14 protein-coding genes and 1 pseudogene are annotated in these 12,267 nt (G+C 38.0%); 4 read left to right on the top strand and 11 right to left on the bottom strand.

All coding sequences use genetic code 11. The features are described from left to right. The 3 genes and pseudogenes from PGU50_RS17475 to PGU50_RS17465 all read left to right on the top strand — a co-directional run. A pseudogene (locus PGU50_RS17475) lies at positions 1-261 on the top strand (hypothetical protein); the annotation flags it as partial. Continuing rightward, positions 218-1,939 carry a MobA/MobL family protein gene (locus tag PGU50_RS17470; protein ID WP_107029154.1) on the top strand — a complete coding sequence of 574 codons (1,722 nt, stop codon included), beginning with the start codon at positions 218-220 and terminating at the stop codon, positions 1,937-1,939. The pseudogene PGU50_RS17475 and the gene PGU50_RS17470, both read left to right, overlap by 44 nt. Continuing rightward, a complete protein-coding gene (locus tag PGU50_RS17465; protein WP_008394183.1) occupies positions 1,917-2,624 on the top strand; it encodes a DUF6040 family protein in 708 nt (235 codons plus the stop codon). Before PGU50_RS17470 ends, PGU50_RS17465 begins: the two co-directional genes overlap by 23 nt. A 195-nt stretch (positions 2,625-2,819) precedes the next feature. On the opposite strand, the gene PGU50_RS17460 is transcribed toward PGU50_RS17465, so the two are convergent. The 6 genes from PGU50_RS17460 to PGU50_RS17435 form a co-directional block, all read right to left on the bottom strand. Next, positions 2,820-5,147 carry an ABC transporter permease gene (locus tag PGU50_RS17460; RefSeq protein WP_117593969.1) on the bottom strand — a complete coding sequence of 776 codons (2,328 nt, stop codon included), beginning with the start codon at positions 5,145-5,147 and terminating at the stop codon, positions 2,820-2,822. 14 nt (positions 5,148-5,161) lie between these two features. Then, the gene (locus PGU50_RS17455; protein WP_006859033.1) at positions 5,162-5,827 is read right to left on the bottom strand and encodes an ABC transporter ATP-binding protein; all 666 of its coding nucleotides are present in this window, start codon (positions 5,825-5,827) and stop codon (positions 5,162-5,164) included. A 151-nt stretch (positions 5,828-5,978) separates the two neighbouring features. Then, the gene (locus PGU50_RS17450) at positions 5,979-7,010 is read right to left on the bottom strand and encodes a sensor histidine kinase (RefSeq protein ID WP_006859034.1); all 1,032 of its coding nucleotides are present in this window, start codon (positions 7,008-7,010) and stop codon (positions 5,979-5,981) included. Continuing rightward, positions 7,007-7,696 (bottom strand): response regulator transcription factor, encoded by a 690-nt coding sequence (locus PGU50_RS17445; RefSeq protein WP_009265522.1) that lies wholly within the window; start codon positions 7,694-7,696, stop codon positions 7,007-7,009. The genes PGU50_RS17450 and PGU50_RS17445 overlap by 4 nt, the downstream gene beginning before the upstream one ends. 249 nt (positions 7,697-7,945) lie before the next feature. Then, on the bottom strand, positions 7,946-8,185 hold the full coding sequence (locus tag PGU50_RS17440; protein ID WP_006859036.1) for a DUF6061 family protein: 240 nt from the start codon (positions 8,183-8,185) through the stop codon (positions 7,946-7,948). A 325-nt stretch (positions 8,186-8,510) separates the two neighbouring features. Continuing rightward, positions 8,511-8,843 (bottom strand): winged helix-turn-helix transcriptional regulator, encoded by a 333-nt coding sequence (locus PGU50_RS17435; RefSeq protein ID WP_008373705.1) that lies wholly within the window; start codon positions 8,841-8,843, stop codon positions 8,511-8,513. 142 nt (positions 8,844-8,985) lie between these two features. Between PGU50_RS17435 and PGU50_RS17430 the strand changes: the two genes are divergently transcribed. Next, positions 8,986-9,339: a cupin domain-containing protein gene (locus PGU50_RS17430; RefSeq protein WP_270247598.1), complete on the top strand. Its 354-nt coding sequence runs from the start codon at positions 8,986-8,988 to the stop codon at positions 9,337-9,339. A gap of 106 nt (positions 9,340-9,445) precedes the next feature. On the opposite strand, the gene PGU50_RS17425 is transcribed toward PGU50_RS17430, so the two are convergent. From PGU50_RS17425 to PGU50_RS17405, 5 genes are all read right to left on the bottom strand, one after another. After that, positions 9,446-9,592: a hypothetical protein gene (locus tag PGU50_RS17425; protein WP_270247597.1), complete on the bottom strand. Its 147-nt coding sequence runs from the start codon at positions 9,590-9,592 to the stop codon at positions 9,446-9,448. Between the two features lie 47 nt (positions 9,593-9,639). Continuing rightward, on the bottom strand, positions 9,640-10,356 hold the full coding sequence (locus tag PGU50_RS17420) for an AAA family ATPase (RefSeq protein WP_118198907.1): 717 nt from the start codon (positions 10,354-10,356) through the stop codon (positions 9,640-9,642). A 114-nt stretch (positions 10,357-10,470) separates the two neighbouring features. Further along, complete coding sequence (locus tag PGU50_RS17415) at positions 10,471-11,481, bottom strand: helix-turn-helix domain-containing protein (protein ID WP_270247596.1); 1,011 nt, start codon at positions 11,479-11,481, stop codon at positions 10,471-10,473. Between the two features lie 149 nt (positions 11,482-11,630). Next, the gene (locus PGU50_RS17410; RefSeq protein WP_005342828.1) at positions 11,631-11,819 is read right to left on the bottom strand and encodes a hypothetical protein; all 189 of its coding nucleotides are present in this window, start codon (positions 11,817-11,819) and stop codon (positions 11,631-11,633) included. A gap of 97 nt (positions 11,820-11,916) precedes the next feature. After that, positions 11,917-12,180, bottom strand: coding sequence for a hypothetical protein (locus PGU50_RS17405; protein WP_008373716.1), 264 nt, complete (start codon positions 12,178-12,180; stop codon positions 11,917-11,919). Positions 12,181-12,267 lie beyond the last annotated feature (87 nt).

The raw sequence follows: 12,267 nt of genomic DNA, 5'->3' as shown, positions 1-12,267 counted from the left end.
CGCTCACGCTTGCCGGGCTCGTTCCGTCGGCGGGGCTTTCAGCCAGACCTGCTCATGCCGCAGGAGGCACTCTTCGCCAGAGGGGCGCATTCCATGCAGACTGCTATGCGCAGGGCACTCTTACGCAGAGGGCGTTCCGGCAATGCTGCTTTTTCTAAAATTGAAAGCAATGTTGCCGGAAATCTATGCCGGATGTGCAGAAAGGAGGAATCCAGACATGGCGATTTTTCATTACACAATCAAAATAGTCGGACGAAGTAAAGGAAAATCTGTTATCTCCGCTTCTGCATATCTCAATGGGGATGTGATGAAAAACGAAGAAACCGGGAGTATCAGTTATTACACTTCTAAAAAAGAAGTGGTCTACACCAGTCTGATGATGTGCGAAAACGCACCTTCTGAATGGCAGATAGTACCAGAGGAAAATATAAAACGCTTTCAAAAGTCTGTCCGATACAAAAGGTCAGAAGATAAAGAAGCTGCTATAAAAAAATTTAAAATCACATTTCAAAAACAGAGGTTATGGAATGAGGTATTGAAGATTGAAAAAAATGCAGATGCCCAACTTGGCAGGTCATTTGAATTTGCCCTCCCCAAAGAATGGAGCAGACAGGAACAAATTCAATATACAACCGACTATATCCAAAAAACTTTTGTAGATAGAGGAATGTGCGCTGATTGGAGTATCCACGACAAAGGGGATGGCAACCCCCATGTCCATCTGCTTCTAACTATGCGTCCTTTTAACCCGGATCATTCTTGGGGAAAGAAAGAAGTCAAGGATTGGGATTTTGTCAGAGATAAAAACGGAAATATCGTGATTGATGAATCCCATCCGAACTGGTGGCAGGATAAGAAAAACCCTGACCGTCATGGAATCCGTATCCCTGTATTAGACGAAAACGGAATCCAGAAGATTGGAGCAAGAAACCGCCTGCAATGGAAACGGGTGCTGACCGATGCTACTGGATGGAACAATCCAAAAAATTGTGAACTGTGGCGGAGTGAATGGGCAAAGGTATGTAATGAACATCTGCCTTTGCATAATCAAGTTGATCATCGTTCTTATGAAAAGCAGGGAAAACTCCAGATTCCTACCATCCATGAAGGAGCTGACGCAAGAAAGATTGAACAAAAGTTTTTTGCCGGGCAGGAAATAAAAGGCTCGTGGAAAGTAGCGGAAAATCAAATCATAAAACAACAAAACACGTTATTGCAAAAGATACTAAACACCTTTGGGAAAGTATCGGGTGCATTATCATTATGGAAGGAGCGATTAAATGACATTAGAAGAAAGCCGGGAAATTATACCCTTAATGGAATCCATGATTGGTCAAATCGAAGAACAGCAGAACCTAATGGCAGAAATGATTCTGGAAATGCAGAACCGGGACACTCAACTCTCTCTTATGCAAAAACAGAATCAGAAATTACAAAAATTAAACAACGAGTTAACCGAGCTGCTCAACATTTTGCCAAATACCGAGGAACTGCTTTCCAAGATGGAAGAACAGAAAACGAAGATAGAGCTTTTGGAAAACGAAAATCAGCAATGGCAGAAATTGGCACAGAAGCTGAACAGCGAAAACAGTTTATTACTGAAACAGAACACCGAATTGCTGAACTGGAACAGCAGATAGAGAAAGGACGTGATATAGATGAACGAATCCAGAGAATCAAAGAACGCCGAACAGTTGGAAGAACTTCTGCTCTTGACCGAGGAGATACAAGAAGAACTAGAACAGAAAGAACAGCTTATCGTGGAACTGAAGACGCAGCTCAGCGAATCTCTGACCTTGAACGAGAAATTAAACAAAGAGAACAGAGCCGGGAATATTCAAGCATTAAAGAACGACTTGAAGCTGGCAGACAGAGCATTGCGGATCGAGAAAGAGAAGTTGCGAAGCGCAAACGTCATGATAGAGGAATGTCAAGATAAAATATGCTATTTAACACAGGAACGGGATTATGCCCGGACACATCAGAAAATCGTAGAAATACCGGTAGAAAAGCCGGTACTCTATGAAAAATGTGAAGCCTGTAACCGGACAGCCTATCAGAATGCAAAAGCAAAATACGAAACACAAAAAGAGCGACTTGCAGGACAGTATAAAGCAAAAACGGTAATGTTCCAAACAACCTTGTTCCTTCTTGCATGGTATTCGTTGACAACCACTCTTTTTCAGGCAGTACAGTCAGATATGTTCCTTGTCGATTGTAAATCATTCTTCAATGATTTAGCATCATTCATACAAACCTTTGTCGGATGGACGATTGATGCCGGGCATTCTGCGGCACAGATTAGTACAAAAATTCCAAATGCTTTTATAGCCGGAATGGTATATTGGTTATTGCTAATATTGATTGTAGGAATATGTATGGCAGGAACAGGGATGCTGGCGATACTGATAGAAATAAAGGTTATAGAATTATATAAGAAAAACTGTTGGGATGTTATTACTCTACTAATGATACTGACAAGTGTTGCTATTGTCATTTATTTTGGAGAATCAATCAAAAAAGTACTGTCAGTAAATCTTCTATTGCTTTTCGTACTTTCGCAGGGCGCATATGTTGGAATTAGATGTTATCTTAAAGTTTGGTTAGAAAAAAGACCATATTAGTATTTTCAACTTACTGTATAGACAGTAAAATTACTCCATACCAGCCTAGTGAAAATTTACTGTATGAAAAGAAGTATTACAGAGAAAAAAGGCTGTAAAAACAGGAACAGCCAGCCCGAAAGAATTTACGGACTGGCTGTATCAGCAGAGTAATGTAATTGTGGAGCTGACCGAGATATGAAAAGCTTTCTATCATCAATTTCGCATTATTGCAATAACAGATTGCTTCTTCCATGAATGAATAAGCAATATTGTCATCAAACTTTCAAGCATAAACATAGCAACAGCAAAAAGAGTAAAAGCAACAACCGGAAATACAAATCCCGTAGACATGCCTGCATTTTTCAAAAATATACCGATTGCATATCCGCCGGGGATTCCAACAACAGCAGTTATAAGCAATGCAATCAAAGTAGTAAAAAGACCTTCCATCATAAATGCTTGCTTCAACTGCTTATTTGTCATACCAATAGATTTTAGTGTGCCCATTTCCTGTTTCTGTGATAAAAGATTTGTCACAGTAAGATTGATTTGATTGATGACCGCAAATATCCACAAGATGGCTGCAATCGCATAAGCTAATGTAAAACCTGCACGATTGTCTGATTGGTGTTCTACAATAAAATCTTGAAGGGTTTGTAAGCGAACATCCCTATTGTCAGAAACGAGTAATTTGAGTTCTTGCTCGATTATCTCCTGATATTCAGTTTCTGCTTGTATTTCGATTGCGTATGTACAGTCATAACCTGCAAGTTCTTTGAGCATATTTTCCGGCATTCTGAAAATATAGCCACCCATTCCATCATTGCTGGAAGTGATTGCACCAATTTTGAATGCTTTTGTTATTGTTTTACCACTATGATTTTTGAAATTAAAGGTCACAGTATCCCCAATTTGAGGTTTCCAATGGTAAACATCATAAATACGTTCGGGATCACTTACAACTAATTCTGTATCATCAGTAATATTTCCAGACAAAACCGCTGCATTTAGCGACGCCAAATCCTTTTCATTATAGCCGAGCATCAAGGTGCTATCTGAAATATCATTGTCTGTTGAGAAATCAACTGGTACGGTAGCATAAGTAAATATATTGCTAACTCCCTCTATATCTCCAACACGCTTTACATAATCAGAAAAATATTCTTTCTGCAAGAGAGCATCCAAATTTTCACTTTCGTTTTCTAAATCAATGCTGATTTTGAAATCTCCGTACTTCATATCCCAATAACGAGCCATACTCTCGGCATTAAAAGAACTCTGATAACTTGCTGCAAGGAAAAATATAACTCCGCACAGTCCCAATGATAAAATGGTCAATAGAGATTTTTTTCTGTTTCTGGAAAAGCTGATTTTCGCTAAATATACAGGCGTAATACGATGTCTTTTGTGAGTGCGGTAATTTACAATTCCCACTGGATTTTTCAGGGCGGAAATTGGAGAAGTATTCGCTGCAATTTTTGCTGGTTTACGAACACTAATATAAACAAGCAGTATTCCAAAAAGGCATGCGCCACATAGAGAAACAATAAATGCAAATACTGACCAGCCTTTTGATTGCAGACAATAGCTGATGATCGTTCCCATGATACTACCAATTAAAATCCCCGGAACTGCAAGCATATAACCCTGTTTAAGAACTATTTTATAAATTTGCTTTTTACTTGCCCCTATTGTCCGAAGCTGTCCGAACTCAGCAACTTTTTGTCCAACCGAAATATAGAAAATGCTGTAAATTACAAGTGCGGCAGCTAAAAACAAAATGGCAGCAACTACACCATATACCGCATAATTACTGAAGGACAAAGTTGTATTTACATAATCATAGTAACTGCTGACTGTCCAATTATTCAGTCCAGTCTCCTCTGAAATTTGAGATAATATTTCTGTTGCTTCGTCTTTTGTAAGGGTATCTGCATTTTCAAGCCAAACATATCCATTAAGCAGGTTATTTCCACGTAATTCCCGGCATTTTTCAAGTGAAACAAAAACAGGATAAGCGGTAGAAGTTTTATCATGATAAATACCAACAATAGTATAATTCTTCAAAGTACCATCCAGATTCAACTGAACTATGGCGTTGATTTCCGGAGACTTATTTTCACTGGCAAAAAAGGCATCTGTAACAGCAATTTCACTTGCTTTCTCTGGATATTTTCCGTCAAAGGCAGGAATCAAACTAAGCATGTCATCATCATAATAAATCAGAGACAGTTCTTTAGAATTTTCTTTCACTGTTTTGATATTACAGGAAAGTCCTACACTTTTTACTTCTTCGTTTGCTAACAACTTTTCTTTACTGTCCTGCGTAATGTCAAAGAAAATCCCTTGATGTAATCCTTCGATTTCTTTCTGATTTTGATAAATGATATTTTGCACTGTGAGCAACGACATCATTATCATAGCAACGGCTACAATAATTGCCGAAAGGCAAAATAAGTTTTTCTTCTTATCAAAACGCACACTTTTTCGTGCTAATTTTTTAATTACTGCACTGGTATCATTTTCAAAAGGATAATTCATAATTCCCACCTCCTTTAGCCAACAATTTTACCATCTTCAATCCGTACAATGCGGTCTGCGAGTTGAGCGATCTCGTTGTTGTGAGTAATCATTACAATGGTCTGATTAAATTCTCCGCTGGTATGCTTCAAAAGCCCTAACACATCTGCACTGGTCTTGCTATCAAGATTTCCGGTCGGTTCATCAGCAAGGATAATCGCAGGCTTCGTAATTAAAGCTCGTGCAATCGCTACACGTTGCTGTTGACCGCCTGAAAGATTGTTCGGCATATTTTCCAGTTTATCTTCTAAAGCCAACATATACACAACTTCGTCCATAAATTTCTGGTCTACTGTATCGCCATCCAGTTCCACAGGCAGGACGATATTTTCATATACATTCAAAATCGGAACCAGATTATAATTTTGGAAGATAAATCCGATGTTACGACGGCGGAAAATTGTCAATTCATCATCATTCTTTTTTGCGAGTTCTTCTCCCCGTACAATCACGCTGCCGGAAGTGGGGGTATCAAGTCCTCCCATCATGTGAAGCAATGTAGACTTACCGCTGCCGGAAGTTCCAACTACGGCAACAAATTCTCCCTGTTCCACAGTAAAATTTACACCATTAAGGGCACGAGTAATATTTGGTTCTGTGCCGTAATACTTCTTTAAGTCGATTGTTTGTAAAATGCTCATATTCAAATGCTCCTTTCAAGGCTTTCTATCTGTTGATAAAGCCATTGTAAACCACAAATGTTACACAAATGTCCGAGATAGAAAAAATTTTTATCGAAAATCAGAGTGAAATGTTACAACGCTCGGACATTTCAAAAAAAGTGGTTATATCTTACCTTACAGGAAGCATAATAGAAAATTCTGAGCCTTGCCTCAGCTCTGAAACAACCTTGATATAGCCCCCTTGCCTTGTTACAATCTCACGAGCCAAATACAAACCTATTCCCACACCCTGTTGATCGTGTACTTCTTCCTCACGATAGAAGCGCCGGAAGATGGCAGCCTGATTGCTTTCTGAAATGCCCTTGCCGGTGTCGGTCACTTTGACCTCTACGTACATTTCCCACTGAACCACTGATACAGAAATCTTTCCACCTGACGGAGTGTATTTTACTGCATTGTCCAGCAGATTGAAAAGGGCTTCGCTTGTCCACTTGCTGTCATGGGAGATTATCAAATTTTCCGGGCAATCCACGGATACAGCAATTTCTTTTTTCTCTGCGGCATATACAATACTGCTCATGGCTTGTGCAAGCGTATGGAATAAGCTGCTGTCTTTCTTTTCTAATCGTATTGCTCCGGTTTCCAACCGGGACGTTTTAACCAGTGCTTGGAACAGAAAATCCAGTTTATCAGTCTGACTACGTATGCCTTGTAAAAAGTCCATCCGTTCTTCTTCTGAAACAGGCTTTGTTAAAAGTGTGTCCGTTACCATTTGCAAATTGCTGACAGGCGTTTTAACTTGATGTGAAATATCAGAAATCAGCATTTGAAGCTCCTGTCGTTCCATGTCTACCTTGTGCCGGTTTTTCTGCATAATCTCATACAACCGAATTAAGCGGTGGTTGATACGGGCAAAAAGAGTTTCACTATCATTTGACTTTTGTAATTCCTCGTTTCCATCAATCATGTTGTCCAGCGTCCGGCACAAATTAGAAGTAAAATGAGAAAGGCGTTTTCCAAAAATCAGCACCAATAGCCAAATCCAGAAAAACGCACAGAGTGTCAATGTTCCACCCACTATAAAAATTCGTATATCCTGCATTATACCGCCGAAAATACCGGTAATTACCAGCATAGAGAAAACCATGCCAGCACTAACCAGTCTACAAATTTTCTTAGCAGAAAGGTTATTCAGATTCATTTCTTTTCGCCTCCTGTCCATTGATACCCCATACCATAAACCGTTTTGATATATGTGTCGCCATCCGCTTCAATCTTACTGCGAATACGGCTGATAGAAGTAGTAAGGGTATGTTCATCTACATATTTTTCATCAACATCCCACAGTTTTTCTAAAAATTGTTGGCGAGTAAGTACCTGCTTCGGATTTTTAAGAAATAGGTTCAACATTTTATATTCCATCGCAGAAAGTGCTAATGGTTTCCCGTTCAAACTTGCAAATTGTTCCGAAAAATCCAGAAACAAGCTACCATCCTCGTAAATATCCTTAGCTGGTTTGTGATGCTCCAACATAGCGAACATGGCTTTGATTTTTCGCTGCAAAGCACTAATCGAAAAAGGTTTCGTGATATAATCCACTGCACCAGCTTCATATCCCCGTATCTGATTGCTTTCCTGATCGTTGGCAGTTAGAAATATAACTACTGTATCAGGATGCTCTGGCTTGATAAGACGGCATAGGTCATAACCATTTCCGTCTGGTAAATTTATATCCAGCAATACCAAATCAAAAATGTTTGTTTTTAATGATTCAGCGGCTGTCCTTGCATTCAGAACAGAAGTTATTGTGTAACCGTCCAATTCCAAATTATAAGTAAGCGTTTTATTCAAAAGATTATCATCTTCGACAATTAAAATATGCTTCATATTATCACTTCCTTTTCTTTTTGCAGATAGTATAACAGGCAAATGTCCGAGAATTGTTACAAGGACAAATATATTTTTCATTTTACAGCTTTTTTCTGTGTACTGCAATTTTATAAAAGAAAGGACAGCAGTGTCAAATTGCTGTCCTTTCTTTTATCATAGCTGGTAGTGTATAAGCGTGGGTTCATCATATCGGGTGTGGTATCTTTAACTACAGGAAACTCCCTACAACACTATCTCACTTCTTGCTTAATAAAGTTCTAATGAATCTTCTGTATCCACCCACATCTGTAAATTGCCATCAAGATATAATCTTGCATATTCCAAAGGCTCATCCACAGCCAATGAAGTAAGCGCACATTCTGATCCATATGTGGTTTTTAAATTTTTTTCAGCTTCCCAGCAATCAATGCGAAGCATATATCCAGCACTTGTGTAAACATCAATACTATCGTGGTTTATATTATATTCTGCATAAATTGTTCTCATCGTATCTTATCTCCATTTTCTTTTGATAATCAGTTACAGAGTTAAATATCGAAAACATTTCAATCAGTTCACCATGTCGTTATTGTTATATGTTATATTGTGTTATGAAATTTTCTTTCCCTTAATTTTTCCCATATTAAGGTTCATGAAAAGCAATGGGAAAATGTAACACAAGGGAAAGAGTAAGGGAAAGTTCACTTGCTACAAACTTAGTATTTTCAAGGGTTTGCGAAGAATTTGATAATCAAATATAACAGTTATTAAATTTCCTAAAATATGTGAAATATCAACTGGAATTGTTCAAGCTTTTCAAATACTAACGTCCTTAATTCTGTTCAATAATTGATTTATAGTAGTTACCAAAATCAGCAAGTGAATTAACAATTGGAAGCATTTTTGTTCCGAGTTCCGTTAAGCCGTATTCAACTCTCGGTGGCTGCTCATGGTAATCGTGGCGATATGCCAGCCCATCACTCATCATTTGTCTTAAACTATCTGTCAAAACCTTTTGTGAAATACCATCTATACTTCGTTGTAGCTCATTGAATCTCCATGGACGCTCTTTCAAGTTACGCAAAATCAGCAGTTTCCATTTTCCTCCGATAAGAGATACTGCTGTTGCAACTGGGCATTCCGGTAATTCTTCTTTTGCTCGCATAATTCTCACCTCCGAGTCTATTGTAACACATTCATTTTTGAGTGTACAGTTACAAAAAGGTGCGTACTTGTTTTTGTATGTGTCTCACACTATACTAATACCAAGCAACCAGAAACTACAAATTAACTATGGAGGTACTATTATGGCAAATTACACAAAAACAACTATTGGAAAGGAAAACCGAATTGAGCTGCATGAAAAGTTGTCTTTAACAGGTGCAGAAATCAGTTTAAACGAACTACCTGCAGGAGCAAATGTCCCATTTGTTCATTCTCATAAAGAAAATGAAGAAATCTATGGAATTCTTTCAGGTAACGGCAAAGCCATAATTGATGGAGAAGAAATTAACCTTTCAGCTGGAGACTGGCTAAAAATCGCACCTGCTGCAAAGCGTCAGTTTTTTGCATCCGATATTTCTGGAATTACTTATATCTGCATTCAGGTAAAAGAAAATTCTCTGGAACATTTTACAGCAGAGGATGCCGTAATCGGCTAATTAAAAGTATTTATTTACAAAAATGCACAGTTCACGATAAGCTAAGAACTGTGCATTTCTTTTTTGTTCAATATTACGTTTTCTCAATTTTTCAAACAAGAAGTTATCAGTGATTATCTTTTAGAAAACAGTCAACTACAGCGACGCCAAATCCAAAAACACCTAGGACATATCCCCAAAAATTATTTGTTGTCACAGCAATTCCTAAAGGTATTATTGCAATCCCCAATAACTCAATCTTAATTCCTTTCATCGCAAATACCTTCGTTACAAACTTGAAGTTGTCAATTTCTTTATTATCTAATCTGTTAGTAATCTATCCAACAGCATCTGCCTGTTGTTTATAAACATTTCTGTTACCTGGTAGCTCTCTGTATCCTCATATTCGCACAGATGTATGCGTCCATTATCAAAACAATAGATATCTGCATCTGGTATTCCTAACAAAATCGGCGAATGCGTAACTATAATAAACTGTGCTCCCTCTTTTGCACAACTATATATTTGCATCAACAATGTAAGCTGTCTCTGTGGGGATAATGCAGCTTCCGGCTCATCAAAAAGATACAAGCCATTTGGATGCAGATTGTTCTGTGCCAATGCGAGAAAACTCTCTCCATGTGATTTTTCATGATATTTGGCAGAAGGATGTGCGAGATCTGCATATTCTTCTTCCTTCGTTGCAACATTATAAAAACTTTCAGCCCTAAGAAAATACCCCCACTTTTCCTTCCGATAACCTTTGGAAATTCTTATCGCATCACACAGCTCTGAATGTGTATCATGCGTAGAAAAAACATAATTCTTTGTTCCACCTTCAGGATTAAAACCATGTGCTACGGCAAGTGCCTCCAATAAAGTTGATTTACCACTGCCATTTTCTCCGACAAAAAAGGTGATTGCTTTGTTGAAATCAAGTTTTTGAATCCCCTTAAAAGCCTTAATTTTCTTTAAATAACTATCGTTATCAATTCTATTCCAATCGAATATTACCCCTTGTAAGAATTGATCATTCATCTAATCACCTTCCTGTAAAAGACACTTTCTAATCCACCAATCCTTCGTTCTAAAGAACTCGGTCAACTGGAATTTCTGGATGCGTATAATATGCGAAAAAAACTTAACTCCATCTTAAATATAGTGCTGAGTTTCACTGCCATTCTTTAACACCATTTTCACCACACCAAGCAATGCTGCAAACAAAACACCTGCAACCGGCCATACAATCCATGTAATATCCCAGCTCATCGTCCAGAAGCTCCATGCAAGGTAAATCGCTGTAGTCAAGCACCAATATACACCAGAAAACGTGTCAGTCTTTTTCTTAAACAGTTTTTCTTCTTTTGTATATTCGCCTTCCTGAAGAAGGGTATCGTAACTGCTTTTTACCATCCCAACACGAACCAACAGATTCACTCCTATTGCACGTATGAATAGCAGCAATCCAACGGAAAGGCCGCAACAATAGTCAGACGTTTCCATGGCTCCGGCAATAATTGTCGGAATCACTGCCAGTATACAAAGCACTACCCCAACAGCTGTTCCTCTGATAAAAATCGGTTCATAGGAATCTTTTTTTTCTCGTACTATTCCAGATACACCATACTCTGTTTCAAAGCATTCTTTTTCAAAATGTTCCATATGTGATTCTCGCATTCCATATGTAATAAACAAAAAGACGGCTGCCACAACCATTCCAAGCAAAAAAACACATCCAAATACTGTTGCTAGAGATTCCGAAACATGAAATACGCCATCTTCTGCCATTGTCACAAGAACAATCAATAATATTGGACTTAAGATACACATACTTGTTGCGTTTGCCACTACTTTGGATCCATTTCTTTTCATGTCAAGAAATTCATTTGCATTCTCCATAGTTACTTTTTTCAACGGTTCTGCATATCTTTCAGTACTTTCGTGATAGGTGATATTTTCTGCTTGCATTTCATCTTTTAATAGGTAATCTGTACTAACACCAAATAGCTCCGACATCTGTAAAATTCTTTGCAAATCTGGAACAGCTCCTGCACTTTCCCACTTAGATACTGCCTGTCTGGATACGCCCAACTGATTGGCTAGTTCTTCCTGTGACCATCCATTCTTTTTTCTTTCCTCTGTAATCTTATCAGCTAAAATCATTTTTTCCTCCTTTTGCAGATTTTATGAGCTCAATATAACAGTTTTGCTGTTTGCATTCCACCATTTCAGGCTGTAAATCTGTCAACCAGCAGTTGCAAATCACAAAAGAACTCTATGAATTCCGATTTTCCAACAATACAAGCAGGAAATTATTTATCATCTGTATTGTTTTCCTTTTTCTTATGAGTCGAACCCAGGCAAAGAAATGAAGAACCAAGACATAACCATACTATAGCCATAGAACTTTCATTTCCACTCGTAAAGCCAATAGCTGACGCTATGAAAAACAGAACTGATGCAATGTAAAATAAGATTGATTTGTTTATCCCTTTTTTCATAAATAAGAATCTCCTCCAAATTCCGATTGTTACATTGGCGAATGAATCCACATGTATCCCAAAATCAAGACACTAAGCACTATTACAAGCAGCAATGCTATACCAATTGCTTTGTGCTTTCGCTTAAAAGCGATAACCAAATATTGAGAATGTTTATGCCTTTTACAGTTTGGACTTTTTTATGGTCTACGTCTTCGATACTGACAATTTCTTGTTCTTTATCTTCGACCACTACATATGTGGTTACCTCACCAAATAAGCCATGAACATTTATTATTCCACAAGGAAGTATTGCAACAGATACGGATATTGTAAAAAGCACAAAGAATAATCGGATTATCCAATACTTTTTCTTGTCCATAATTCCTCCGTAAAATTCAAATCTTCTGTTGCTTTCAGTCTCTGCTGAAGACTGAAAGTTACCTTCGCTTTACTATTTCTAATAGTT

Origin of the sequence: Coprococcus sp. AM11-30B, assembly GCF_027674365.1 — a bacterium.
Lineage (GTDB): Bacteria > Bacillota > Clostridia > Lachnospirales > Lachnospiraceae > Allocoprococcus > Allocoprococcus comes.
This window is presented reverse-complemented; position numbering and strand designations above follow the sequence as displayed.